This is a genomic window from Massilia sp. CT11-137 (genome assembly GCF_047302885.1).
GTDB lineage: Bacteria > Pseudomonadota > Gammaproteobacteria > Burkholderiales > Burkholderiaceae_D > Telluria > Telluria orientalis.
The window spans coordinates 1,754,845-1,780,117 of sequence record NZ_JBKYMP010000002.1; the positions used below are offsets into that span (position 1 = coordinate 1,754,845).

The 25,273-nt window shown below is 66.4% G+C and carries 18 protein-coding genes and 1 tRNA gene; 13 read left to right on the forward strand and 6 right to left on the reverse strand.

The window, feature by feature from the left end; all coding sequences use genetic code 11:
* The first annotated feature begins 107 nt into the window (after window positions 1-107).
* Window positions 108-2,513 (forward strand): penicillin acylase family protein, encoded by a 2,406-nt coding sequence (locus ACEN98_RS24485; protein WP_413387502.1) that lies wholly within the window; start codon window positions 108-110, stop codon window positions 2,511-2,513.
* Window positions 2,514-2,611: 98 nt separating this feature from the next.
* Here the strand turns inward: ACEN98_RS24485 and ACEN98_RS24490 are convergent, their stop codons facing one another.
* The 4 genes from ACEN98_RS24490 to ACEN98_RS24505 all read right to left on the reverse strand — a co-directional run bounded on the left by ACEN98_RS24490 (window position 2,612) and on the right by ACEN98_RS24505 (window position 10,081).
* Window positions 2,612-4,750, reverse strand: a complete 2,139-nt coding sequence (locus ACEN98_RS24490; protein ID WP_413387503.1) for a putative bifunctional diguanylate cyclase/phosphodiesterase — start codon at window positions 4,748-4,750, stop codon at window positions 2,612-2,614.
* A 1-nt stretch (window position 4,751) separates the two neighbouring features.
* Entirely contained in the window at window positions 4,752-7,589 is a 2,838-nt protein-coding gene (locus ACEN98_RS24495; protein ID WP_413387504.1) for a response regulator, read from the reverse strand.
* Between the two features lie 219 nt (window positions 7,590-7,808).
* Window positions 7,809-8,006 carry a YbdD/YjiX family protein gene (locus ACEN98_RS24500; RefSeq protein ID WP_413343761.1) on the reverse strand — a complete coding sequence of 66 codons (198 nt, stop codon included), beginning with the start codon at window positions 8,004-8,006 and terminating at the stop codon, window positions 7,809-7,811.
* Entirely contained in the window at window positions 8,006-10,081 is a 2,076-nt protein-coding gene (locus ACEN98_RS24505) for a carbon starvation CstA family protein (RefSeq protein ID WP_413387505.1), read from the reverse strand. Before ACEN98_RS24505 ends, ACEN98_RS24500 begins: the two co-directional genes overlap by 1 nt.
* 293 nt (window positions 10,082-10,374) lie before the next feature.
* Between ACEN98_RS24505 and ACEN98_RS24510 the strand changes: the two genes are divergently transcribed.
* From ACEN98_RS24510 to ACEN98_RS24545, 8 genes are all read left to right on the forward strand, one after another.
* Window positions 10,375-11,733: a cache domain-containing protein gene (locus ACEN98_RS24510; RefSeq protein ID WP_413387506.1), complete on the forward strand. Its 1,359-nt coding sequence runs from the start codon at window positions 10,375-10,377 to the stop codon at window positions 11,731-11,733.
* Window positions 11,734-12,372, forward strand: a complete 639-nt coding sequence (locus ACEN98_RS24515) for a response regulator (protein WP_413387507.1) — start codon at window positions 11,734-11,736, stop codon at window positions 12,370-12,372.
* Between the two features lie 99 nt (window positions 12,373-12,471).
* On the forward strand, window positions 12,472-13,632 hold the full coding sequence (locus ACEN98_RS24520) for an EAL and HDOD domain-containing protein (protein WP_413387508.1): 1,161 nt from the start codon (window positions 12,472-12,474) through the stop codon (window positions 13,630-13,632).
* 1 nt (window position 13,633) lies between these two features.
* Window positions 13,634-15,709 (forward strand): putative bifunctional diguanylate cyclase/phosphodiesterase, encoded by a 2,076-nt coding sequence (locus ACEN98_RS24525; protein ID WP_413389078.1) that lies wholly within the window; start codon window positions 13,634-13,636, stop codon window positions 15,707-15,709.
* Window positions 15,710-15,733: 24 nt separating this feature from the next.
* Window positions 15,734-15,823, forward strand: a tRNA-Ser gene (locus ACEN98_RS24530).
* A gap of 266 nt (window positions 15,824-16,089) precedes the next feature.
* Entirely contained in the window at window positions 16,090-16,221 is a 132-nt protein-coding gene (locus ACEN98_RS24535; RefSeq protein WP_413389079.1) for a hypothetical protein, read from the forward strand.
* 174 nt (window positions 16,222-16,395) lie between these two features.
* Entirely contained in the window at window positions 16,396-16,944 is a 549-nt protein-coding gene (locus tag ACEN98_RS24540; RefSeq protein ID WP_413387510.1) for an NINE protein, read from the forward strand.
* A gap of 91 nt (window positions 16,945-17,035) precedes the next feature.
* On the forward strand, window positions 17,036-18,310 hold the full coding sequence (locus tag ACEN98_RS24545; protein ID WP_413387511.1) for a hypothetical protein: 1,275 nt from the start codon (window positions 17,036-17,038) through the stop codon (window positions 18,308-18,310).
* A gap of 14 nt (window positions 18,311-18,324) precedes the next feature.
* Here ACEN98_RS24545 and ACEN98_RS24550 read toward each other — a convergent pair whose 3' ends face one another.
* Window positions 18,325-19,821, reverse strand: coding sequence for an amidase (locus ACEN98_RS24550; protein WP_413387512.1), 1,497 nt, complete (start codon window positions 19,819-19,821; stop codon window positions 18,325-18,327).
* A 131-nt stretch (window positions 19,822-19,952) separates the two neighbouring features.
* Between ACEN98_RS24550 and ACEN98_RS24555 the strand changes: the two genes are divergently transcribed.
* Window positions 19,953-20,684 (forward strand): helix-turn-helix domain-containing protein, encoded by a 732-nt coding sequence (locus ACEN98_RS24555; RefSeq protein WP_413387513.1) that lies wholly within the window; start codon window positions 19,953-19,955, stop codon window positions 20,682-20,684.
* Between the two features lie 8 nt (window positions 20,685-20,692).
* Here the strand turns inward: ACEN98_RS24555 and ACEN98_RS24560 are convergent, their stop codons facing one another.
* The gene (locus ACEN98_RS24560; protein ID WP_413387514.1) at window positions 20,693-21,922 is read right to left on the reverse strand and encodes an alpha-amylase family glycosyl hydrolase; all 1,230 of its coding nucleotides are present in this window, start codon (window positions 21,920-21,922) and stop codon (window positions 20,693-20,695) included.
* Window positions 21,923-22,211: 289 nt separating this feature from the next.
* Here ACEN98_RS24560 and ACEN98_RS24565 point away from each other — a divergent pair, with 289 nt between their 5' ends.
* From ACEN98_RS24565 to ACEN98_RS24575, 3 genes are all read left to right on the forward strand, one after another.
* Window positions 22,212-23,219, forward strand: a complete 1,008-nt coding sequence (locus tag ACEN98_RS24565; protein ID WP_413387515.1) for a porin — start codon at window positions 22,212-22,214, stop codon at window positions 23,217-23,219.
* A 91-nt stretch (window positions 23,220-23,310) separates the two neighbouring features.
* Window positions 23,311-23,748, forward strand: coding sequence for a hypothetical protein (locus ACEN98_RS24570; RefSeq protein WP_413340154.1), 438 nt, complete (start codon window positions 23,311-23,313; stop codon window positions 23,746-23,748).
* A gap of 189 nt (window positions 23,749-23,937) precedes the next feature.
* Window positions 23,938-25,263 carry an ISNCY family transposase gene (locus ACEN98_RS24575; protein ID WP_413382907.1) on the forward strand — a complete coding sequence of 442 codons (1,326 nt, stop codon included), beginning with the start codon at window positions 23,938-23,940 and terminating at the stop codon, window positions 25,261-25,263.
* Window positions 25,264-25,273: the final 10 nt, after the last annotated feature.

Consider the following 25,273-nt stretch of genomic DNA (forward strand, 5'->3'; position numbering starts at 1 on the left):
AGCCAGCTCAATCGCGCACGGGGAACCATCGCGGGTAACGGTTGTCGCGTACTCGCCCGCACGTGCAATTTCTGGCAAGATGCCGCTTTCTCCAAAGGGATGAGCGCATGCGACAACGTGGATGGGGCAAATGGGGGCGGCGGGTTGCGGTCGGGGTCGTGGTGCTGCCGGTGCTCGTCGCGGGCGGCGCCTGGATGGCCTTGCGCGCGAGCCTGCCCGAGCTCGACGGCCAGCATCGCTCGCCGCTGCTGTCGGCGCCCGTCACCGTGGAGCGCGACGCGAACGGCGTGCCGACCATCAGCGGGGCGAACCGGCTCGACGTCGCGTACGCCACCGGGTTCGTGCACGGCCAGGAGCGCTTCTTCCAGATGGACCTGCTGCGCCGCAGTGCCGCCGGCGAACTCGCCGAGCTGTTCGGCGCCAAGGCGCTGCCGCTCGACCGTGCGCACCGCCTGCACCGTTTCCGCGCCCGCGCCGAACAGGCCGTGCAGCGCATGGCGCCGGCCGAGCGCGCGTTCCTGGACCGCTACGCCGCCGGCGTCAACGACGGCCTGAACGGCCTGCGCGCGCGCCCGTTCGAATACCTGCTGAGCCGCGCGACGCCGCGTCCGTGGACACCCGCCGATTCGCTGCTGGCCGTGTGGGCCATGTACTTCGATTTGCAGGGGAACCAGGAACCGCGCGAACTGGCGCGGGGCTGGCTCGCCGCGCACCTCGATCCGGCCCAGCTGGCCTTCCTGCTGCCCGAGGCGACCCGCTGGGATACGCCGATGGATGCGGACGCCGTCGCGCTGGCGCCGGCCCCGATTCCGGCCACGGCGCCGGCCTGGTGGGGCCGCAGGGCGGGCGTCCCTGCGCGCCAGGTGGCGGGGATCGCGTTCACGGATTCCGTGGGCAGCAATAATTACGTCATCGCCGGGACGCGCACGGCCAACGGCGCCGCCATCGTCTCCGACGACATGCACCTGGGCCTGCAGCTGCCGAACACGTGGTACCGCGTCGCGCTGCGCTTCCCGGACGCGCAGGGGCAGCCGCGCCGCGTCGTCGGCGTGAGCCTGCCGGGGACGCCGCCGGCCGTCATCGTCGGCAGCAATGGCCATGTCGCCTGGGCCTTTACCAACAGCTATGCGGACACGCTCGACCTCGTCCGCCTCGGCCTTGATGCCGACCATCCCGGCCAGGTGCGCACGACGAACGGCTGGGAAACGCCCGTCGCGCACACGGAAACGCTGCTCGTGAAGGGCGAACCGGCGCAGACGATGACCGTGGTCGAGACGAGCCTCGGTCCGGTGCGCACCGTCGACGGCGTCCAGTACGCGGTGCACTGGGTCGCGCACGATCCCGGCGCGCTGAACCTGAACCACCTGAAGCTGGAAGCGTCGACGAACCTCGACGAGGCGCTCGCCGCGGCCGCCGGCGACGGCATCCCGGCGCAGAACGTCGTCCTCGGCGACGACCGCGGCGGCATCGCGTGGACCATCGGCGGCGCGCTGCCGCAGCGCGCGCAGGGCGGCCCCAGGGTGTCGTTCCCGCTCGCGGCCGACGGTGCCGTGCCCACGTGGAGCGGCCTGCTCGCGCCGGCGCAGCATCCGCGCGTCGTCAATCCGCCCGGCGGCCAGCTGGTGACGGCGAACAGCCGCCAGCTCGCGGGCGAGGGCGCCGGCATCATCGGCGACGGCGGCTTCGACCTGGGCGCGCGCGTGCACCAGTTGAGCGGCAACGTGCGCCAACTGGGCGACAGGACGGACGTGCCGGCCGCGTTCCAGGCGTCCCTCGACGACCGCGCACCGTTCATCGCCGGCTGGCGCGAGCGCGCCCTGGCCGCGCTGGATGCCCAGGCGCTGGACCGGCATCCGGAGCGCGCCGAGTTCCGCCGCCTGCTGGAGACGAGCTGGGACGGCCGCGCGAGCACGACGTCCGTCGGCTATCGCCTCGCGCGCCAGTTCATGTGGTCGCTGCACGAGCTGTTGTTCGCCGGCGTCGATGCGGAGCTGGCGAAACTCGATCCGAAGGCCAGCATCGTGGTCGCGACGTCGCGCTGGCCGGACGTCGTGGCGCGCCTGCTGGACGAACGTCCGGCCGCGTGGCTGCCGGCCGGTTACGCGAGCTGGCAAGACCTGCAGCTGGCGGCCATCGACCGCGCCATCGCCGAGATCAAGGAAGACGGCACGCCGCTCGCGCAGGCCACCTGGGGCCAGCGCAACACGGCGACGATCGCGCATCCGTTCACGATCGCGCTGCCGGCGCTGCGCCGTTGGCTCAGCGTCCCGCCGGACCAGTTACCGGGCGATGCCAACATGCCGCGCGTGGCGGGGCCGAAGTTCGGGCAGTCGGAGCGCCTGACGGTGGCGCCGGGGCGCGAGGAAGAAGGGCTGTTCGACATGCCCGGCGGGCAGAGCGGGCATCCGCTGTCGCCGTACTTCCTGAAAGGACACGAGGATTGGGTGCGCGGGAAGCCGACCCCGCTGCTGCCGGGGGCGGTGGTGCACACGTTGAAATTCACGAAGCAGTAACCCGTCGTTCCCGCGAAGGCGGGAACCCAAGTTTGGCGTATCGACGGCGCTAAATTGGGCCCCCGCCTTCGCGGGGGCGACGTTGTTTTACTGTGCGGTTACCGGGCCGCCATCGGCACCCACAACTTCTGCAGCATGCCGGTCACCGCTTCCGGCGGCGCCGGCCGTCCGAGGTAGAAGCCCTGCACGAGATCGCAGCCGTATTCTTCCAGCAGCACGAGCTGTTCTCCCGTCTCGACGCCTTCCGCCACGACGATCATCTTGAGACCGTGCGCCATCGCGATGATGGCGCGCGTGATCGCGGCATTCTCGGAATCCTGCGGCAGGCCGCTGATGAAGCTGCGGTCGATCTTCAACGCGCGCACGTCGAAGCGCTTCAGGTAGTTCATCGATGAATAGCCGGTGCCGAAGTCGTCGATCGACAGGTACACGCCGATGCCGCGCAGTTGCTCCAGGGTGGCCAGCGTGGCCTTCGCATCGTCCATCAGCGTGCCTTCCGTCAGCTCGAGTTCGAGCAGGCGCGGGTCGAGGCCCGTGTCGTGCAAGGCCGAGAGCACGATCTGCGACAGGTTCTCGTCCTTGAACTGCTTGGCCGACAGGTTCACGGCGATGCGCACGGGACGGCGCCCCAGTTTCTGCCAGTGGCGCGCCTGGCTGCACGCGGTACGCAGCACCCATTCGCCGATCGGCACGATCAGGCCCGTTTCTTCGGCCAGCGGGATGAACTCGTTCGGCGAGACGACGCCCCGTTCCGCATGGCGCCAGCGCACGAGGGCTTCCACGCCGACGATCTCGTTCGAGCGCACGTCGAGCTGCGGTTGATAGAGCAGGTACAACTCGTCGTTCTGCAGCGCGCGGCGCAGGCCGACTTCCAGCTTCACGTGGCTCATGATCTGCATCGTCAGCGACGACGAGTACAGCTTGGCGTTGTTCTTGCCGCAGTTCTTCGCGTGGTACATCGCGGTGTCCGCGTACTTCAGCAGCGACGTGCAGTCGTCGCCGTCTTCCGGGAACAGCGAAATGCCGATACTGGCCGTCACGAAGATCTCGTTGCCTTCGATGGCGAAGGGGCGGCGCATGGCATCCTTCACGCGGTGCGCCACGTTGAGGGCGTGTTCGACCCGTTCGAGGTCGGGGATCAGGATCGTGAATTCGTCGCCGCCCAGGCGCGCGAGGTTCGTGCCCGTGCTGTTGGGAGTGTCCGCGCGCGGGACCAGGTCGCCGCGCGACAGCAGGTCGTTCGGGCGGATCGTCTCGCGCAGGCGGTCCGACACCTGCTTCAGCAACTGGTCTCCCACGTCGTGGCCCAGCGTGTCGTTGATGCGCTTGAACGCGTCCAGGTCCATGAACAGCACGGCGAATTTCTTGTTGCCGATCTTGGAGCGCTGCAGCTCGCGTTCCAGCATTTCCAGGAAGGCCTGGCGGTTCGGGATGCCGGTGAGGCTGTCGCAATAGGCCAGGCGCCGGATCTGTTCTTCCGCGCGCTTTCGCTCGCTGATGTCGCGCACGAGGCCCAGCACTTCGTTCGGACCGGTGGCGACGAGGCGCGCCTCGAAGTGCTGGGCCTCGCCGAAACGGATCAACTCGTATTCGACCGAGCGCACCTGCTGCACGTGCAGGGCCATGCCCACCTGCTCGAACAGGCGCTCGGCGATGTCGCGCGGCAGGACGTCCGTCACGTGCCGGCCGACGATCTGTTCGTCCGCGCCGGCGTCGCGCACGCCGCGTCCCGGCCCGTCGCGGCCCGGCTCGTAATCGAGATAGAAGCCGTCGCGCGACATGCGGAAGAAGGTGTCGGGAATGGCGGCCAGCACCGCGCGGTTCTGGGCGTCGGCGATGCGCAGGCGGACGATGGCATCGCTTGCACGGAGCACGTACAGCACGCGGTGGCCGAGGATGGGCCAGTTGATCGGCTTCGAGACGAAGTCGGTGGCGCCGGCCTCGTACGCATTGGTGACGGCTTCCAGGTCGTCGCCGCCGGTCACCATCACGATCGGGACCATTGCGCCGTTCGGCAGGTCGCGGATCGCGCGGCATGCGGCAAAGCCGTCCATCTTCGGCATCTCGACGTCCAGCAGGATCAGGTCGGGCGCGCGCGCGTGCGCGAGGGCCACGGCTTCCCGGCCGTCCGCGGCTTCGATGCCTTCCAGCCCGACGCCTTCCAGCATCTCGAGCATCAGGAGGCGCATCACCGGATCGTCGTCCGCGACCAGGACGGTAGCAGTTAGGGCTGGCATGTCAGGTTTCCTTTTCGAGGATGGCGGTGAGCGAATGCCGGACGGCCTGGAACTCCTGTTCCATGTCGGTCAGGATCGCGTCCGCGCCTTCGGTGGTGTCGGCGCGGCCCAGGTGCTCGAGTTCCTTGCACAGGGCGGCGAGGGCCTCGGCGCCGACGTTGGCGCTGGCCGATTTCAGGGTGTGCGCGATGCGGCGCACGTTGCCCGTGTCGAGACCGTCGATGGCGGAGCGCAGGGTGCGCAGCTGCTGCGGCGTGTCGTCGACGTAGGCGGCGATCACCTTCTGCACGAGCGCGTCGCCGCGGTCGCGCGACAGGGCGCGGATCTTGTCCAGCGCCACGCGGTTGATGACGTCGCGCTGGATCACTTCGACGGATGCGGGCGGCAGCCGCGGCGGCTCGTCGTCATGGTGCACGGTGGCCGCGAGCGGCAGCGCCATCCAGCGCCCGATCACGGCCGCGATTTCCTGCTGGCTGAACGGCTTCGACAGGTAATCGTCCATGCCGGCGGCGAGGCAGGCTTCGCGGTCGCCCTGCAGCGCGTTCGCCGTGATCGCGATGATCGGCAGCACGCGGCCACGGCCCGCTTCGCGCTCTTCGCGCCGCATCGCGGCCGTCGCGGCGAAACCGTCCATCACGGGCATCTGGCAATCCATCAGCACGGCGTCGTAGGAATTCGTGCGTACGGCCTGCAATGCATCTTCGCCGTTGCGCGCGCAGTCCACTTGCAGGTCGAGGCTTTCCAGCATCGCCCGGGCCACCTCGATGTTGACGGGATTGTCCTCGGCCAGCAGCACGCGCCGCGTGCGCGGGCGGTTGGCGTCCAGTTGCAGCGGGCGCGGCGGCATGAATCGCGGCGCCGGCGCCACCTGGCCGCGCGGCGGCGTCGCCAGGCACGCGAACAGATCGGCCGCGCGCGCGGGTTTGATGAGCTGGTAGGCGACGCCGGCCTCGCGCCGCTGCACCGGATCGGCGGCCAGCCGTTCGGGGCTCAGCAGTACGAGCCGCGTGGCGCGCGCGGCCGCATCAAGCTTGATCTGCGCGGCCAGCAGCAGGCCGCTCGTGTGCGCGAGCTCCATGTCGAGGATCGCGGCGTCGTACGGCCGGCCCGCGCGCGCCGCCTCGTCCAGCCGCTCCAGTGCTTCGTCCGCGCTCTCCGCCGCGTCGCATTCGACGCGCCACGTGGCCAGGTGGCGTTCGAGGCCGATGCGGCTCGTTTCGCTCTCGTCGACGAGGAGCACGCGCAGGCCGTCGATCGTGTGCTGGTGGTCGCCCGGCGCATCCGGATCGACGCGGCGCTTGTCGAAGGCGACCGTGAACCAGAACACGGATCCTTGCGTGAGGGCGTTCTCGACCCCGATGGAACCGCCCATCAGTTCGACGAGCTGTTTCGAGATCGCCAGGCCCAGGCCCGTGCCGCCGTATTTGCGCGTCGTGGAATCGTCGGCCTGCGAGAACGCCTCGAAGATGCGGCTGCGGGCTTCCCGCGAGATGCCGATGCCCGTGTCGTGCACTTCGAAGCGCAGCATCACGGCCTGGTTGTCCTCGCTCGCGATGCGCACCCTGGCGAGGATGCGTCCGTGGTCGGTGAACTTGACGGCGTTGCCGAGCAGGTTGGCCATGATCTGGCGCAGCCGGTTCGGGTCGCCGCAGATGGCGACGGGGATGTCGTTGGCGATGTCGAAATGGAGCGGGATGTTCTTCGCCTCGGCCTGCGGCGTGTAGACGGTATGGATGTCGTCCAGCAGGTCCCACAGGTTGAAATTGATGTACTCGACGGTGAGCTTGCCCGCCTCGATCTTGGAAAAGTCGAGGATGTCGTTGATGATCACCAGCAGGTGCTCGCCCGACTGCTTCACCAGCCGTGTGTAGTTGCGCTGTGTTTCGGTGAGCTCCGTCCCCAGCAGCATTTCCGTCATCCCCAGCACGCCGTTCATCGGGGTGCGGATCTCGTGGCTCATCGTGGCGAGGAAGGCGCTTTTCGCGCGGCTCGCCGCCTCGGCCGCGTTCTTCGCCTTTTCCAGCTGCTCGGTGCGCACGCCGACCTGGCGTTCCAGTTCGTCGCGGTGGTGCGTGAGCGCGGCGCCGCGGCCTTCGATCTGCGCGAGCATGTTGTTGAAGCTGTCGATCAGCACGCCCAGCTCGTCGTTGCGGTTGTGGGCGATGCGCAGCGTGTAGTTCTGGCTGGCGGAGACTTTTTGCGCCGCGTTGATCAACTTGCCGATCGGGTCGCTGATGCTGCGCCGCAGCCGCCGCACGAGCACGAACGCCGTCAGCAGCGCGGCGGCCAGCGCGGCGGCCATCACGCCCAGTGCGCGCGCGATGTCCAGCCACAGGGGCACGAGGTCGCTCTCGATCATGACGGCGCCCACGGGCGGCAGTGCGCGGCCGTCGGCGGCGGCCGGCGCGCCGAGCACGCGGTAGACGCGCAGCACGGGCAGCCAGGGGCGGCTGCCGGCATCGGCGGCCGCGGCGACGGTGTCGGGATCGAGCCCGCCGAGCGCTTCGACCTTGTCCGCGGCATCCTGGCCGCTTGCACGCCAGGTGGCGAACGGTTGCCCCTTGCGGTCGTACAGGACGGCCGAGGCGAGACCGCGGCGCGCTTCCAGCGCGGCCAGCAGCTGCGTGGCGAGGCGGCGGTCGTTGAACTGCACGGCATCGAGGCCGCCCTGCGCGAGCACGGCGGCCAGCGCCTCCAGTTCCTGCCGTTCCTCGCGGCGCTGGCCGGTCACCGTCGCCAGGGCAAAGGCGACGTACACGACGAGCAGCGCGCTGGCGGCGGCCTGCAGGCACATCGACGTCAGTTTTCGGTTGAGGCTTGAGCGCTCGAGAGTCTGCATGGGTTGGGCGGATCCGGCGGTCGGCGCTGCGAACGAACCTGTCGCACAGGTTCACCATGCAAGAAAGCAAATTCTTGCAGGAACTGACTATAGGTGAGGGATATGGGGCGCCGTTTGTGCTGGCGCAAAGCGGGGGCGCGGGGAAGGGGAGGGCCGATAAAACATCGCCCCCGGCGAAGCGGGGGCGACGATATATTGCCTTACGGTAAAAGTGCTAGCTCAGCAACAACCCCCGCGCTTGCCGCTACCGTACCGCGCTTCCTGGCGCTCGCGGAAGAATTCCTCGTAGCTCATGACCGGCTGATCCGGATGGTTCTTCTCCATGTGTGCCACATAGGTGTCGTATTCCGGCAGGCCGACCATCAGGCGCATGCTTTGCCCGAGATAGCGGCCAGCCTGTGCGAGCGCGCCGAGCATCACTGCACCTCGGCCATCGAGGCGGCAGGCGCCGCGACGAAAGGCGTCTCCTGGGCGCTCGGTTTGGCGTTCTTGCGCGCCGCCAGCGCCGTGCGGATGCCGTACAGCAGCACCGCGATCACGACGACCATGAAGAATCCGCACAGCGTGGCATCGACGTAGTCGTTGAAGATGATGCGGCTCATCTGGTCGAGCGACTTGGCCGGCGCCAGCACCTGGCCCTGGTCGAGCGCGGCCTGGAACTTGTGGGCGTGGGCCATGAAGCCGACCTTGACGTTCGGGTCGAAGATCTTCAGCCAGCCGGCCGACAGCGTGCAGATCAGCAGCCAGATGGTCGGCACGATCGAGACCCACGCGTACTGGCCGCGCTTCATCTTGAACAGCACGACGGTGCCCAAGGTGAGGGCGATACCGGCCAGCATCTGGTTGGCGATGCCGAACAGCGGCCACAGCGTGTTGATGCCGCCCAGCGGATCGACGACGCCCTGGTACAGGAAGTAGCCCCACGCGGCGACGCACAGGCCGGTGGCGATCAGGTTCGCCGGCAGCGACTCCGTGCGCTTGAACGACGGGACGAAGGCGCCCAGCAGGTCTTGCAGCATGAAGCGGCCGGCGCGCGTGCCCGCGTCGACGGCGGTCAGGATGAACAGTGCTTCGAACAGGATCGCGAAGTGGTACCAGAACGCCATCATGACCTTGCCGCCGATGACGTTCGACAGGATGTGGGCCATGCCGACGGCCAGCGTCGGGGCGCCGCCGGCGCGCGAGATGATGGTGTGCTCGCCGACGTCCTTCGCGATCTGCGTCAGCTGGTCGGGTGTGATCACGAAGCCCCAGTTCGAGACCGCGGCGGCGGCCGTCTGGGCGGTGGTGCCGATCACGGCGGCCGGGCTGTTCATCGCGAAATAGACGCCCGGGTCGATGGTCGACGCGGCGACGAGGGCCATGATGGCGACGAACGATTCCATCAGCATGCCGCCGTAGCCAATGAAGCGGGCGTGCTGCTCGTTCTCGATCATCTTCGGCGTGGTGCCCGACGAGATCAGCGCGTGGAAGCCGGACACGGCGCCGCATGCGATGGTGATGAACAGGAACGGGAACAGCGAGCCGGACCAGGCCGGACCGGTGCCGTCGATGAAGCGGGTGATCGACGGCATCTGCATCATCGGGGCGACGAACACGATGCCCAGCGCGAGGCCGACGATGGTGCCGATCTTGAGGAAGGTCGACAGGTAGTCGCGCGGCGCCAGCAGCAGCCACACGGGGATCACGGAGGCGACGAAACCGTAGCCGATCAGCATCCAGGTCAGCTGGGTGCCGTTGAACGTGAACATCGGACCCCAGGTGGCGGAATCGTGCACGTACTGGCCGCCGACGATGGCGCCGATCAGCAGCACGAAGCCGATCAGCGACACCTCGCCGATGCGGCCCACGCGGATGTAGCGCGAATAGATGCCCATGAACAGCGCGATCGGGATCGTCGCCATCACGGTGAACGAACCCCAGGGCGAACCGGCCAGGGCCTTCACGACGATCAGCGCCAGCACGGCCAGGATGATCACCATGATCATGAAGGTGCCGAACAGGGCGATCACGCCGGGGATCTCGCCCATTTCCGACTTGATCAGGTCGCCGAGCGAGCGGCCGTCGCGGCGCATCGAGATGAACAGCACCATGAAGTCCTGCACGGCGCCCGCGAACACGACGCCGGCCAGGATCCACAGCATGCCGGGCAGGTAGCCCATCTGCGCGGCGAGCACGGGGCCGACGAGCGGACCGGCGCCGGCGATCGCGGCGAAGTGGTGGCCGAACAGCACGTAGCGGTTCGTCGGCACGAAGTCGAGGCCGTCGTTGTACTTGTACGCCGGGGTTTGCCGGCGCGGGTCGAGGCCCATCACCTTGTCGGCGATGAACAGGCTGTAGAAGCGGTACGCGATCAGGTAGACGCAGACGGCGGCCATGACGACCCAGACCGCGTTGATGGATTCGCCGCGCTTGAGGGCGACATAGGCGAGCGAGACGGCGCCCACGAGCGAAAGCGCAGCCCATCCGAGCTGGCTTGTTAGACGTTTCATGTTGACTCCTCCGATTATGTTGCGCTGCGCGACCGGTCGATGCCGGCTTGCACGAACAGCAGCGTGCCTGTCAGTATCTTGCACGGGTCCGTGACTCACAAGCGCATGATTACGCAGGCTTCTACGTGATACTACGTAGGGTGGGCGGCCCCCGCCCACGCGAAGGCGTACGTTGCGTCGACATCACGCGTGGGCGCGGGGCCCCCCACCCAACGGGGAACGGCAATTCCGGCAAGCAGCAACAGTAGATCAGTCGTACAATTTCATGTTACGACTATTTCGACGCGCACGGCATGCAATTACGGCAGAAGGTCATCTTTCTCGCGATCGCCCCGCTGATCGTGGCGCTGTGCGCGATCGCCCTGTTCGTCCGGCAGCAGGCGATCGCGCTCGCGCACGAGCAGCACGCCACCATCCAGCGGGCCTACCTGGCCAGCAAGCAGGCGGAACTGCGGCACTACGTGGATCTCGCGTCGCACTCGATCGCCCACCTGACCGCGTCCGGGCGCGACGACCCGGCCACGCTGGCCGAGGCCAAGCGCATCCTGCAATCCCTGAGCTTCGGCGACGACGGCTATTTCTTCGTCTACGACATGGACGGCCGCAACCTGATGCATCCGCGCCAGCCGGAGCTGGTCGGACGCGACCTGTGGAACCTGCACGACCAGTTCGGCGCGCCGACCATCCAGAACATCGTCGCCGTCGCGAAGCAGGGCGGGGGACTCGTGCGCTACAACTGGGTCAAGCCGTCCACGAACAAGTCCGCGCCCAAGCTCGGCTACGTCGTGCCGGTGCCGCAATGGGGCTGGATCATGGGCAGCGGCCTGTATCTCGACGACGTACAGGCCGCGCTCGACCAGGTCGACGCCCAGCAGTCGCGCAACATCGAGACGACGATGTGGTGGATCGCCGGCCTCGCCATCCTCGCCACGCTCGTCATCGGCGGCGCCGGCCTCGCGCTGAACATCAGCGAATCGCGCGTGGCCGACACCAAGCTGAAGGCGCTGGCGCAGCGCGTCGTCGATTCGCAGGAGCAGGAACGGGCGCGCCTGTCGCGCGACCTGCACGACGGCATCAGCCAGTGGCTCGTGTCGATCAAGCTGCAGATCGAGGCCGGCATCATCCGCATGAAAGGCACGCCGGACCAGCAGCGCCAGGCCCACGCCAGCTTCGAGCGCACGGCGGAAGAACTCAACAAGGTGCTGGGCGAGGTGCGGCGTATTTCGCACGACCTGCGGCCGACCTTGCTGGACGACCTCGGACTCGCGGCGGCGCTCGACCACCTGGCCGAGGAATTCTCGCAGCACAGCGGCATGCCCGTGACGTTCGACGTAACGGGCGACGCCGAGCACCTGCCGCAGACCGTCGGCACGGTGCTGTTCCGCATTGCCCAGGAAGCGCTGACGAACATCGAGCGGCACGCGGGCGCGCGCCACATCGACCTGGCGCTGCATGCCGGCGACGGCCGCGTGCTTTTAACCATCGCGGACGACGGCGCCGGCTTCGACGCCGAGGGCGTGGCCACGCACCCGCAGCGCGGCATCGGCCTGCGCAACATGATGGAGCGGCTGGACGCGATCGGCGGCCACCTCGACATCGCATCGTCCGCGGCCGGCACCACCGTGCGCGCGAGCGTCGAACTGGAGACCTGAATGACCGAGAAGACCGTCCACATCATGCTGGTCGACGACCACCCCCTCGTGCGCGACGGCCTGCGCGCGCGGCTGGAAGCGGTATCTCACTTCCGCGTCGTGGCGGAAGCGGATTCCGGCTTTGATGCCCTGGCGCTCGCGGGCAGCACGCGCATCGACCTCGTGCTGATGGACATCACCATGCGCGACGGCAGCGGCATCGAAGCCACCGCGCGCCTGTACGCGAACTATCCCGACATCGCGGTGCTGATCCTGTCCATGCACGACAAGCTGGAATACGTCACGCAGGCGATGCAGGCGGGGGCGCGCGGCTACGTGCTGAAGGATGCGCCGGGCAAGGACATCGTCCTCGCCATCGACACCGTCGTGGCCGGCGGCATCTACTACAGCGCCGCCGTCGCGCGCCAGCTCGCGCGCCCGGCCGCGCAGGACAACCAGCTGACCTCGCGCGAACAGGAAGTGCTGCGCCACATCGCCAACGGCGAGTCGAACAAGCAGATCGCGAAGGCGCTCGACCTGTCCGTGCGCACCGTCGAGACGCATCGCCTGAACATCAAGCGCAAGCTCGGCATCGAAGGGCAGGCGGAGCTGATCAAGTTCGCCCTGCAGCATGGCCGCGTCGGCGGCACGGGTACGTAAATATATCTGTAAAACCGTGTCCTAGAGGAAACAGAAACAGTTGCTTTCCAATAAGCCGTGCTCTACCATTAGCTGGTTACTATCAATGCATATCCGCTAATGTCCAGCGCCCCGTTCCCGGTGGTTGAAGTACGCTCCGTCGCCAACGCGCAGAACGAGTGGGTCGCTCTGTTGCTTGGCACGCCGGGGACAGGACTCGACGATCCCGCGTTGCAGGGCCTGTTCGGCACGCCGGACCTGCTGGCCGCCATCGCCCCCCTCGACTGCATCGTGCTGCTGGACGATGCGGCTGTCCTGACGCCGCCCGTCCTGAACGTGCTGCCGGCCAGCCGCGTGCTGCTGGCCGTGCGCGCGGACGCGCTGGCGACGGACGGCACGGCGCGGCGCCTGGCGGAACTGCAGATGGCCGGCTACCGCGTGCTGATCGACGGCGCGCTGCCCGAAGGCGTCGCCGCACCGATCGCGCTGCGCACCGTGGCGCGCGATGGCCGCACGGCGCTGCCGCGCGCCGGCGCGCTGCCGACGTTGTTCGGACCGCACCTCGCCTACAACGTCGACGACGCGGACGCGTACCGCGCCTGCGAGAACGCGGGCTTTTCCTGGTTCAGCGGCGACTACGCGCTGGAAGGCAGCGTGGGCGAAGGCGACGACGGCACGTCGCGCCGGCGCATGCTGACGATGCTCGCGCTGCTGGCGCGCGACGCCGACTCGCGCGAACTGGAAGCGCAGCTGAAAGCGGATCCGGCGCTGTCTTATCACCTTTTGAAACTGGTGAACTCCGCCGCGTTCTCGGTCGGTACCCAGATCACGAGCTTCGGCCAGGCGATCAGCCGCCTGGGCCGGCGCCAGCTGCAGCGCTGGCTGCAACTGCTGCTGTACGCGCGCCAGCATCCGGACAGCCCGCCGAACCTGATGCTGCCGGTGGCCGCATTGCGCGGCGCCGCGCTGGAGTCGCTGTGCAAGCGCGACGGCGGCGACCGCGACGAGCAGGACCTCGCCTTCATGGCCGGCGTGTTCTCGCTGCTGGATCGCCTGTTCCAGATTCCGATGGCGGAGATCGTGCAGGACCTGAACCTGCCCGGGCACGTCGAAGCGGCCCTGCTGCGGCGCGAAGGGCAACTGGGCCAACGGTTGCGGCTCGCCGAAGCGGGGCGGCCGGATCCGGAGACGCTGGAGGCAGCGGGCGTCGACGGGCCGGACTGGTGGCAGAGCCAGTTGCACGCCTATCACTGGGCCATCCAGGTAGCCCGCAATGTCTAGGATGCCAGCCGCTGCGCCGATCGATTTCGCGGGCGGCAGCGCTGCCGTCTGCGACGCCGTGTTGAAACTCCGAGGGGACGACCTGTGGGCCGAGCTGGGACGCATCGCCGGCGCGCTGCTCGCGAGTCCGCACTGCGCATACATCCCGGAAGGCGTCCTGCATCCGCACATGGTGGAGGGGGCGCTGCTGCAGGAAGTGCGCGCCGACGGCGTCTGCTTCGGCCGCTACGAAGTCGCCGGCCGCGCCTACACCGTGGAAGACCTGCGCCAGCTGGAAGCGCTGGCCGGCCTCACCGGCACGCTGATGCAGGTGCATTCGCTGGCCCAGCGCACGACGCACGCCTATGCCCAGGTCGAAGCGCAGCTGGCGCACCAGTCGCAGATCCTCGACCAGATCCACGAATCCGTGCTGACGCTGGACCGCATGGGCTACATCACCAGCTGGAACAAGGGCGCCGAGCGCCTGTTCGGCTACACGGCGCTGGAAGCCGTCGGCCGCAACATCCTGTTCCTGTACGCGGACGAGGACCAGGACTTCCAGGACGCCTTCGCGGAGCAGGGCGGCCGCATGATGGAAGTGCGGCGCCGTAAGAAATCGGGCGAGATCTTCTGGGCGAGCCTGTCGCTGTCGCCGCTGTGCGACCTGGAAGACCGCCCGACCGGCCTGATCGCGTATCTCACCGACATCACGGAACGCAAGCTCGCCGAGGAACGCCTGCACCACCTGGCCTACTACCAGGAGCTGACCGGCCTGCCGAACCGCACGCTGTTCGGCCGCCTCGTCGACCAGGCCCTGATGGTCGCCCAGCGCAACGAATCGACGGCCTGCGTGCTGTACCTGGACCTGAACCGTTTTAAGCTGATCAACGGCACGTTGGGCCGCCGGGTCGGCGACGACCTGCTGCGCCTGGTCGCCGAACGCCTGCGCAACGCGCTGCGCGACGAGGACGTCGTGGCGCACCTGTCCGGCGACGAATTCGCCGTCGGCCTGTTCGACATCCGCCAGCACTTCGAGGCCACGACGGTCGCGCAGAAGCTGCAGACCGCGCTGGAAGCGCCGTTCCTCGTGCAGGGCCACGACCTGCGCGTGGGCGCGAGCATCGGCATTTCCGTCTACCCGCAGGACGGCCAGGATGCGGAGACGCTGCTGCGCATGGCCGACATCGCGATGGAGCGCGCCAAGGAACACGCGGAAAACCCGGACCGCAGCGTCGCCTTCTACCGTCTCGACATGAACGAGGGCATGCAGCAGCGCATGCTGATCGAATCGGGCCTGCGCCACGCGCTCGGCAACGGCGAACTGATCCTGCACTACCAGCCGAAATTCGAAATCGGCTCGAGCCGCGTGGTGGGCGCCGAAGCCCTCGTGCGCTGGAGTCATCCGGTGCGGGGCATGGTCCCGCCGATCGAATTCATCCCGCTGGCCGAAAGCACGGGCCTGATCGTGCAGGTGGGCGAGTGGGTGCTGGAACAGGCCTGCGCCCAGGCCGCGATCTGGCAACGCGCGGGCCTGCCGCCGTTCCGCCTGGCGGTGAACGTGTCCGCACGCGAGTTCACGCCGTCGCTGCCGGGCCGCGTCGCGGAGACCCTGCGCCGCTACCGCCTGGATCCGCACTGGCTGGAACTGGAGATCACGGAAAGCACGCTGATGCACGACATCGAGCACGTGATCGCCATCATGGACCGCATCAGCGCGCTGGGCGTGGCGCTGTCGCTGGACGATTTCGGCACGGGCTATTCGAGCCTGTCGTACCTGAAGCGCTTCCCGATCGACACCTTGAAGATCGACCGCTCGTTCACGACGGGCATCCCGCTGGACCCGAGCGATTGCGCGATCGCGAGCACCATCATCGGCATGGGGCGCAAGCTGGGACACCGCGTGATCGCGGAAGGCGTGGAGACGCTGGAGCAGCTGGAATTCCTGCGCCAGGCGGGGTGCGACGAGGTGCAGGGCTACCTGTATGGGAAGCCGTTGCCGGCGTATGAGTTCGAGAAGAGTTTGCGGGAGAACTGGTTGTTGATGGGCATGGGGGAGGCGGCATCGTCGACCGTCCGTTTGCTGCCCGTGGGGCAATGATTTATGTATAATGCCGGTTCCTCAGGAAGCGTGGCCGAGTGGTTGAAGGCAGCAGTCTTGAAAACTGCCGACGGGGGAACCCGTTCGTGAGTTCGAATCTCACCGCTTCCGCCAGGAAACAAAAGAAACCGCCCGAAGGCGGTTTTTTTGTTTCCTGGCGGAAGCGAGGAAGCGCCTGCGCGCTTCCGTGTGAGATTCGAAGGGCTGCGCTTGCAAGCGCAGCCCTCTTCGAATCGCCCATTTGCTGTCCGCAACGCGGACAGCGCGCCGCAGGCGCATACCAAAAGCAAGCAAGCCGCAACAGCCACCAAAACGCCAGAAGACCACAACCAATGTCATTCGAATGTCATTGCACCGCCTGCGGCCAAACCCACCACGGCATGCCCGCGCTCGACGCCGCTGCGCCGCTGAGCTATTACGCCGTGCCGGAAGACGAACGCGGAACACGGTGCCAGCTGGATTCGGATGCGTGCATCATCGACCGACCATCCGCTGGCAGTCAAACAGCGTGAAGGCATTTCCGTCCAGCGCGTGGCCGAATTGTATACGCGTGTCGTTCATGAGTAATCGTCAGCATTCGGAATGCACTGTTCGTCTCTGCTGATCGATATTTCATTGCCAACATGAAATACATGCGGTACCCTGAGGCAATAGTTGTCATTTCGAAATCAGCTGTTGGAGGAAGCATGGCAATGGTGTTTTGCAGAGGCTGCGGAAAAGAAATCCACGAAACGGCGATCTCGTGCCCTCATTGCGGATGTCAGCAAGCAGCCGCTGTCGCCGGCAACGTCAAAAGCCAGAGCGTGGCCACGGTGCTGGCGGCGTTCGTAGGTGGCGTCGGCATTCACCGGTTTTATTTGCGGAGTCCGGTCACTGGCATTTTCTACATCCTGTTCTGCTGGACAGGCATCCCGGGACTGATCGCTCTCATCGAAACGTTCGTGTACGCCTTCATGAGCCAGCAGAGCTGGGCCAGGAAGTACAACAATGGCGTGATCAGCGAGCCCGTCCACATCGCGATCAGAGTCCTCGTCCTGATCTTCCCTGTGGCCTTCGTCGTCGGTGTGCTTGCAGCGATCGCGATCCCCGCGTACCAGAGCTATCGGATCCGGGCCGAGGCAGCGAAGTCCACTGTGTCCATCGAGGTGCCCATGCACGTCACTCCGGCCGCGCAGCGCCATGACATTTCTCGACAAGATCAAGTCCTGGTTTACACAGCCGCATCCCGCGCCTGACGCACCGGCCCAGCCGCCCCCAGCACCGACATTGTCTGCATACATGAGACCTGTCGCCGGGTTGATTGTCAAAGTGCGCCGGCGGAATAGCGTGGACGCGCTGAGCGCCGACATGTGCCATTACAGCGGCTTTGTGCGCGAAGTGGCATTGGAACGCGCGGCCGAATTGCGCTCGCCGGACCTGCTCCCGGCCATCGTCGACCGCCTCAACGACTGGGTGCCGCAGGTCCGCCAGCGCGCGCAAGCACTCGTGCTGGATTGGCTGCCGCTGCTGGATGCCGATGCGGGTATTCGTCTGCTCGGCACGGTCCAGCATCTGCGAGTGGCCAGACGGACCGATCACTCCGCGTGGCTGCAGGCGTTCGAACAGGCGGTCGTGGCGCAGGTCGGTGCCGACCGCATCGCCGCGGCGGTCTCGGGTGGCGACGCGATCGTTGCGCGCACCTGCTATCGCCTGCTGGCGGAGCATGGCCTGGTGGATCCCGCCGCGCTTGTCCGCCTGGGCTTGTCGAACGGCATGGATATCGTCCTGGCACACAAGGCCGCCGAGTCGCTCGTCCGGTTGAGTGCGGACGACCGCGAGGCGCTGGGCCGTCTCGCATTGCGTTCGCACTTCGGCATGGTCCGCGCGAGCGCATTGCGAAGCCTGTTGTCCGACGGGACCGAGACGCATCGGACGCTTGCCACCGATATGCTCGCCGACCCGAATAGCTGGGTAAGACTCGTCGCAAACAGCTGGCTCGAACGCCACGGCATCGACAGCGGGCCGTTGTTCGCGGCGCGGTTGGCAGCGCCCGACAGCGCCATTGCCGTGCTGCGCGCTTGCCTGATGGGACTGGCCGAAACCGGGAAACGCGATCATGTCGACCTGGTGCTGCGGATGACGATGCACCCGTCGGCGCGCGTGCGCAGCTACGCATTCTCCGCTTGGCGCCAACTTGCACCTGGGGACAAGGATCACATCGCACAGCGTGTGCTGGCGGACGAGTCGCCCCGCGTGCGCAAGGCCGTGCTGACCTTGAGCCGCAAGCATGGCGCATTCGTTCCCGCCGACGTCGCATTGTCGTTGTTGCGGGAGCGCGGCGACGTCGACCTGATGCTGCGCTACGTCCAGAGCGAGCCGTGGCACCATCTCGCACTCATCGCGGAATTGGAGACCGCATCGCGGTCGGATGCGGCACTTAGGGAGCGTTTGCGTCATGAATTGATTGCCTGGATCGACAACAGCCGTCTCCATTACACCCGGCCGACGGACGACCTCCGCGCACGCTTGGCGCAACCGGATGCCAAGGCCGATTTGCTCGCACTGCTGGGTGGTGGCGACGCGCGTGTCCGAGAGATCGTGTCCCAGCTCGACAGCATGTAAGAGCCGCGGGTCCGTCACCCGCGCGCCATCCCCGGCATGCGTTCGAACCACGGCTGTACGTCCTCCAACTGTCTTGCCACCTGCAACAACCGCTCCTCGCTCCCGAACGGCCCCATGAACTGCACCCCGAGCGGCAATCCCTCCGCCGTCCAGTGCAACGGCACGCTCATCGCCGGCGTCCCGGTCAGGTTCGACAACTGGGTAAAGGGCACATAACGCAGGTTGTCGGTCGCAATCTTGTCGACCGTCCTGTCAAGCAACCCAAGCCGCGCCAGCACACCGAGGATGCCCGTCCCGTGCAGGAACCCCAGCACGCGCTGCTCCGCCGCCGACGGATCCCCGGTCCCATGCGTAATCGGCGGATGCGCCAGCGTCGGCGTCAGGAACAGATCGTAGCGACCAAAGTAATCGCCCAACAAACGCGAAAACTCGTTCCAGCGATTCAGCTCCGTGGTCAGCCGCGTCGCCGACACACTGTCGCCCAGCGTAACGAGAATCCGGTTCATCAGTTCCACGTCATCGCGCCGCGCCCCCAGCGCCTGCGCGCGTCGTACGGCCGCCGGGATCTGCCCGAAGTACACGTGCAAATAACTCTTCGCGAGGGCGGCGCCATCGATAGCAGGCGCCGCTTCCTCGACGTCGTGGCCCAAATGAGCCAATAACTCGGCCGTCCGCGACACAGCAAGCACGGCCTCCGGATGCACCTCCGTGCCAATCGGCGACACCGTCGAATACCCGATGCGCAGCCTGCCCGGATCGCGCCGCATCAGCTCGACGTACGGCGCGGCCGGCGGCGCAATGACGAACGGATCGCCCGGCTCCGCACCCTGCAGCACGTCCAGCGCGAGCGCGGAATCGCGCACGCTGCGCGAAATCACGCCTTCGCTCGACGCACCGAACCAGACTTCGCCGATGCCCGGCCCGGACGACACGCGCCCGCGCGACGGCCGCAGCGTGAACAGCCCGCAGCACGCGGCCGGGATGCGCAGCGACCCGCCGCCGTCGTTGCCGGCCGCCATCGGCACGATGCCGGCGGCGACCGCCGCCGCCGCGCCACCGCTCGATCCGCCCGGCGTGCGCGCCAGGTCCCACGGGTTGTTCGTGCGCCCGTACAGCACCGGATCGGTGACGCCGCGCGTCGCGAATTCCGGCAAATTCGTCTTGCCGAAGATGACGAGGCCCGCGTCGAGATAGCGCTGCACGACGTGGGCGTGGCGCGTCGGCACGTTGTTCGTCATGCTGTGGCTGCCGTAGGTCGTCGGGATGCCCGCATAGTCCTGCACGCCGTCCTTGATGAGGAAGGGGACGCCCGCCAGCGGGCCGGTCAATGGTCCCGCGACCCGGGCCCGCGCCTCGCGTTCCATCAGCCGCACGACGGCGTTCACGCGGCCGTGCACGCGCGCGTGTTGCCCGAGGGCGAGGTCGAGCAGTGCGGCGGGCGTGACGTCGCCGGCGGCCACGCAGGTGGCGAGGGCGGTGGCGTCGTGGGCCAGGTAGTCGGCGTGATTCATCGTGTCTCTTTCATGTCGTGCTGGCCAGCTGGCCATCTTGTCATGAAGGAATTGTTGCCGCAAGGCCGGACATGCTACGATCGCAGGAATCCGAGGCCATCTTCTAGACCTTCGTATCGGAATCCGCGACCATGTCCGAAGTCACGCAAATCATCAGCACGATCAAGCGCCAACTGAAGCTGCAAGGCAAGACGTATCGCGACGTGGCCGGCGCGCTGGGCCTGTCGGAGGCGAGCGTCAAGCGGCTGCTGACGTCGGACACGCTCGGTGTCGACCGCCTCGTCGAGATCAGCAACATGCTGGGCTTTACGCTGGCCGAGCTCGCGCAGGAGGCCGCGCTCTCCGGTACCCGCCTGCACACCTTGAGCGCCGAACAGGAAAAGGAGCTCGTGTCCGATACGAAGCTGTTGCTCGTGGCCGCGTGCGCGCTGAATCACTGGACGCTGGCGGACATCCTCGCCGTCTACCGCCTCACGGAAGCCGAGTGCCTGCAAAAACTGCTGCACCTCGACCGCCTGCACCTGATCGCGCTGATGCCCGGCAACCGCATCCGCCTGAACGTCGCGCGCGATTTCGACTGGCTGCCCGACGGCCCCATCCGCCAGTACTTCCGCACGCAGGGCCTGGCCGATTTCCTCGACGGCCACTTCGACCGGTCCGACGAGACGCTCGCCTTCACGCACGGGATGCTGACGGAGAGCGCGCTCGCGTCCATGCAGGTGGAACTGCGCCGGCTGCGTGCGCGCTTCGCCGAGCTGCACGAGGAAAGCCTCGCGTCGCCGCTACCCAAGCGGCGGGGAAGCGGGCTGTTGCTGGCGCTGCGCGAGTGGGAGCCGGCCGGCTTCACCGCGCTGCGCCGCTGAGCCGCTGATTACTTGCCGCGCGCGTCGATGCGGTAATCCCACGCCGCCAGCGTCTGCTGCTTGCCCCCCGGCAGGCTGAAACGTTGCGCCTCGTTCGACACGTTGACCGTCACCTGCACGCTGTTGCCCTTCAACGCGCGGCGGAACGCGAACACCTTCTCGTTACCCGTCTGCAGCACCTGCACGGGACCACCGTACTGGCCGTTCCACAGCGCCGGATTGGCGTGCTTGAGCGCGAGCAGTTTCGTGTAGAAGGGCGCGTAGGCGTAGTCTTTCCACTGGATAGGATCCTTTTCGAAGAACGCGATGCGCTTGTCGAGGCCGGCTTCCTGGCCGCCATAGATCAGCGGCATGCCGGGCAACGTGGCGGCCAGCACGGCCATCGCCTTGAAGGCCGGACCGTACAGCTCGACGTCGCTGCCGGCCCAGGAATTCTCGTCGTGGTTGCTCGTGAAGCGCATCCGATACGCGCCCGGCGGGAACGCTTTCGGCGGGTGCTCGAGGAAGTTTGCCAGCGTGCGCGCGTCCGCCTCGCCTTTCGCAATGGCTTTGAACAGGTCTTTCGTGTCCCAGCCGTACGTCATGTCGAAGGCGTGCTCGTGCAGGTCGGGCTTGTCGGCCTCGGCCAGCATGAACACGGGTTTGACGCGGTCGAGTTCGGCGCGCGCCTGGTTCCAGAACGGCGTCGGCACCTTGCCGGCGACGTCGCAGCGGAAGCCGTCGATATCGGCTTCGCGCACCCAGTACAACATCGCGTCCGTCATGCCTTTCCACAGGCCGGGTTTGCTCCAGTCGAGACCCGTCACGTCGGTCCAGTACTCGGGCTCGGCGCCGTCCGTGTAGGTGACGGGATAGATCTCGTCCTTGTCATTCTTCAGATACCAGTCGCTGTGTTCCTGCGTCCACGGGTTGTCGAATGCGGTGTGGTTTGCCACCCAATCGATGATCACGTGCATGCCCAGCCCGTGCGCCTGCTTCACGAGTGCCTTGAGGTCGTCGAGCGTGCCGAATTCCGGGTTCACGGCCGTGTAGTCGCGCACGGCGTAATAGCTGCCCAGCGTGCCCTTGCGGTTCTTTTCGCCGATCGGCTGGATCGGCATCAGCCACAGGATGTCCACGCCCATCTTTTTCAGGCGGGGCAGGTGTTGCGTAAATGCCTTGAACGTTCCCTCGGGAGTGTATTGCCGGATGTTCACTTCGTAGATATTGGCGTTGCGCGACCAGCTCACGTGCGGCATCGGCGCTGCGTCTGGCGCGGCGACTGCGGGCAGGACCGCGCATAACGCCAAGGAAAGTGTAGTCAGGGTACGGCGTAGCTGTCTCATCGTTCTAGTTTTCCTGTAGTTTAGTTACAAAACCTGCCGATGCGATTCTAAAGCGGAATTCCCAGGCTGTCATCTTGCCGACATGCAGATGTCAGAATATGCTGACAACAACGCGGGATAAGATGAGAGTCGATTTGTGCGATATTGGACAGATAGGACCGCGGTGTAACAGCTAATGTTAAGGCGTAGAGAGGGACACGCCATGAACAAGGGTTTCGTTGCGTGCGTATTGCTGGGCGGATGTGCGTCGCTCGCATGTGCACAGGATTCGGGAAGCGCTGCCGGCGCCGGCAAGCGCTCGGGACTGGACTACGTCGGCGAAACGCCGGGCGGCCACGATATCGCCGTCTTCACGGGGCAGCCGAGCAGGAGCAATGGCGCCGCCGTCTGGCATTCGGTGCCGCGCCGCACGTACGGTCGCCTCGACGATATCGGTGTCAACCCCGGCACCGGCGGCTTCACGCTGGGCCACCAGTACAATTTCGAATACCTCGCGCGCCCGGACGTCGGCGATCCGTTCCACGCCGGCACGGCCGGCAAGGCCAGCAATCTCGTCACCCAGAACGGCATGCCCATCGACAGCGGCGTGCGCTACTACAACACCCAGTTCAAGCACCTGAGCACGGGCGCGTCGTACACCATCGACACGCTCGGCGGCGACCCCATGGCCGACCGCGCCTGGGGCATGACGATCGGCCTCGACTACGGCCCGCTGTCCCTGCGCGCGGCCCACCAGAACCGGCACGTGGCCCAGGTCCATTTGTACGACTTGGCCGGCAGCAACATGGATGCCAAGAATTCCCTGATCGCGGCCAACCTGCGCACGCGCTGGGGCACCGCGTATGCCGCGTACTCCGCCAACCGCGGCTGGGGCAGCTCGCCGCTGTACAACCCCGACAATCCCTACGGCGCGGGCGTCGCGAGCACGTCGTCGACCGACAGCCGCGACACCCTCGTCGGCGTGGCCGTCCCGGTAACGCGCTCGACGACCTTCCTGGCCTCGTTCATCCACAAGAACGACCGCGACTTGGCCAACCGCGACGCGAACCAGTTCGCGATCGGCGCCAGCTACGTCGTGTCGCGCAGCACCGACTTCTACGCCGCGTTCTCGCGCACCGTCAACACGAACGGCACCGGCATCCTGATCGGCGGCGCGGCCCGCCCGAGCGGCAGCTCGGCCGTGAACGTCGGCATGCGCCACGCGTTCTAGCCTTTCCCACCGAGGCTGCCCTGCGTTGCGCCGTCGCGCGACAAAAGCAGGTAGCCTGTCCTCATGATTTTTGCATTATTTTGGAGGCAACATGACTGGCACGAGCACACTTGATCCGGATAACTTTCCGGAAGCACCCGACCGCAGCCTGGGCAAGGGCCACGGCGTCGATTCGCTCGGCCCGAGCGATATTTCGGACACGGGCAGCGACGTCGTCGGCGGCCCCGGCTTTGCTGCGAACCTGGATGATGACCAGAAGATCGACCTGGACACCGGCACGACGTCAGACAACGAAGCGAGCTACGCGCACGACAGCGCGGGCGCCGACGTTGGCGACCCGAACTTCGAAAGCGACAGCGACTTCGGCGGCACGGGAGAACGGGCGGCCGCGGGCCGCGACATCCTGGCACGGGACGGTGCCGACATCGACACGGACCACATCGAATCGATTCCGAACCTGCCGCTGACGGACGAGGATGTCGACTTCCTCGGCAGCGAGCCGCCGAAGGGGCCGGCGCCGGGCAAATAAGCGGGGGGAACCAAACGACCAAAGGCCGGCTTTCCGGCCTTTTTTATGTAGGGTGTGGGCACACCGTGCCCACGCGAATGTCAACCCGACGCAAGCCTCGCGCGTGGGCACGGGTGCCCACCCTGTAAGAGCAAAGTTGTAATGTCCGCTTCTAGCAAAGTAGAAATGTCCGCTTTTGCTAGATAGTTCATGCTGTCGATTCCGAACGGTTTGGAGTCGAGTGTGGGCAAAGTCGGGAGCATTACGATGGAAGAGTTGGAGCGCGCCGATATCATCGCGGCTTGTGCCAAAGGTGAGATCACGGCGGTCATTGCAGCGAAGCGGTTGGGAATCACGACGCGGCAGGTTCGACGGCTGCAAAAGCGATTTGACGAAGACGGCGAACGTGGAATGATCTCCAGGCACAGGGGCAAGCCGAGCAATAATCGGCTTGCGCCCGAGTTGGCGCAAAAGGCATTGCAGCTGGTGCGCGAGCGCTATGCCGATTTTGGGCCGACGCTGGCGTGCGAGCAGTTGCGGGAGCGGCACGACTTGTGCCTATCGAAGGAAACTTTACGCAACTTGATGATTGAGGCCGGCTTATGGATTCCGAAAGCGGCCCGAAGTGCACGCTTGTACCAGCCGCGGGAACGACGGCCTTGCGTCGGCGAGTTGGTCCAGATAGACGGTAGCCGTCATCACTGGTTTGAAAAGCGCGACAACGCTTGTACCTTGCTGGTTTATGTCGACGACGCGACGGGAAAGATCCTGCATCTGCACTTCGCGGAGACTGAAACGACCGCCAGCTATTTCGCGGCCACTCGGCGATACATCGAACAGCATGGCAAGCCGCAAGCCTTCTATGCTGACCGAGCAGCGGTGTTCCGCTCGCCGTCGGCAACGAGTCGTACGAAGACCCAGTTCCAGCGTGCGCTCGACGAACTCGGCATCGAACTGATCTGTGCGAATTCCCCGCAAGCCAAAGGCCGCGTGGAACGTCTCAACCGTACTTTGCAAGACCGGCTGGTCAAGGCCCTGCGATTGGACGGCATCAGTGACATCGAAGCCGCCAACGTCTGGAGTGGCGACTTCATTCAACGTTACAACGCGACCTTCTCCCGGGTTCCGCGCAGCTCGCTCGACGTCCATGCGCCACTGCGTCCCGACGAGGATCTGGCGCTGATTCTGTCACTGTGCGACCACCGTAAGCTCACTGCCAAACTCACCCTGCAGCATGGCAAGCGGCTCTATCGCCTCGAAGACAAGCCAGCGTTACGTCAGCTGATCGGGCAGTCCATCAATATCCATACGTATGCCGATGGCCGAGTTGAGATTCGGGCAGACAGTCACGTACTCGCATACACCGCTATCGAGCAGCCTGACCGGGCCAACGTGACTTATGTCGATAGCAAAACTATTCATCACACCCTCGACAAGAAGGCGCGCAATCGTAACTACCGCCATGACCAACCTGCTACCGTCATCGCACAGGGTGTGACGGCAGCAAAGAAAATGTCCGCTCAAAAGCGCATTTGAACGCCCCAAA

What these genes read in the sequence shown, in the direction of transcription:
- ACEN98_RS24515 (WP_413387507.1), top strand. Translation starts at nt 11,734, where the DNA reads ATGACCGAGAAGACCGTCCACATCATGCTGGTCGACGACCACCCCCTC.
- ACEN98_RS24520 (WP_413387508.1), top strand. Translation starts at nt 12,472, where the DNA reads ATGTCCAGCGCCCCGTTCCCGGTGGTTGAAGTACGCTCCGTCGCCAAC.
- ACEN98_RS24555 (WP_413387513.1), top strand. Translation starts at nt 19,953, where the DNA reads ATGTCCGAAGTCACGCAAATCATCAGCACGATCAAGCGCCAACTGAAG.
- ACEN98_RS24560 (WP_413387514.1), bottom strand. Translation starts at nt 21,922, where the DNA reads ATGCCGCACGTGAGCTGGTCGCGCAACGCCAATATCTACGAAGTGAAC.
- ACEN98_RS24505 (WP_413387505.1), bottom strand. Translation starts at nt 10,081, where the DNA reads ATGAAACGTCTAACAAGCCAGCTCGGATGGGCTGCGCTTTCGCTCGTG.
- ACEN98_RS24535 (WP_413389079.1), top strand. Translation starts at nt 16,090, where the DNA reads ATGCCCGCGCTCGACGCCGCTGCGCCGCTGAGCTATTACGCCGTGCCG.
- ACEN98_RS24500 (WP_413343761.1), bottom strand. Translation starts at nt 8,006, where the DNA reads ATGCTCGGCGCGCTCGCACAGGCTGGCCGCTATCTCGGGCAAAGCATG.
- ACEN98_RS24510 (WP_413387506.1), top strand. Translation starts at nt 10,375, where the DNA reads ATGCAATTACGGCAGAAGGTCATCTTTCTCGCGATCGCCCCGCTGATC.
- ACEN98_RS24485 (WP_413387502.1), top strand. Translation starts at nt 108, where the DNA reads ATGCGACAACGTGGATGGGGCAAATGGGGGCGGCGGGTTGCGGTCGGG.
- ACEN98_RS24565 (WP_413387515.1), top strand. Translation starts at nt 22,212, where the DNA reads ATGAACAAGGGTTTCGTTGCGTGCGTATTGCTGGGCGGATGTGCGTCG.
- ACEN98_RS24570 (WP_413340154.1), top strand. Translation starts at nt 23,311, where the DNA reads ATGACTGGCACGAGCACACTTGATCCGGATAACTTTCCGGAAGCACCC.
- ACEN98_RS24490 (WP_413387503.1), bottom strand. Translation starts at nt 4,750, where the DNA reads ATGCCAGCCCTAACTGCTACCGTCCTGGTCGCGGACGACGATCCGGTG.
- ACEN98_RS24575 (WP_413382907.1), top strand. Translation starts at nt 23,938, where the DNA reads ATGCTGTCGATTCCGAACGGTTTGGAGTCGAGTGTGGGCAAAGTCGGG.
- ACEN98_RS24550 (WP_413387512.1), bottom strand. Translation starts at nt 19,821, where the DNA reads ATGAATCACGCCGACTACCTGGCCCACGACGCCACCGCCCTCGCCACC.
- ACEN98_RS24540 (WP_413387510.1), top strand. Translation starts at nt 16,396, where the DNA reads ATGGCAATGGTGTTTTGCAGAGGCTGCGGAAAAGAAATCCACGAAACG.
- ACEN98_RS24525 (WP_413389078.1), top strand. Translation starts at nt 13,634, where the DNA reads ATGCCAGCCGCTGCGCCGATCGATTTCGCGGGCGGCAGCGCTGCCGTC.
- ACEN98_RS24495 (WP_413387504.1), bottom strand. Translation starts at nt 7,589, where the DNA reads ATGCAGACTCTCGAGCGCTCAAGCCTCAACCGAAAACTGACGTCGATG.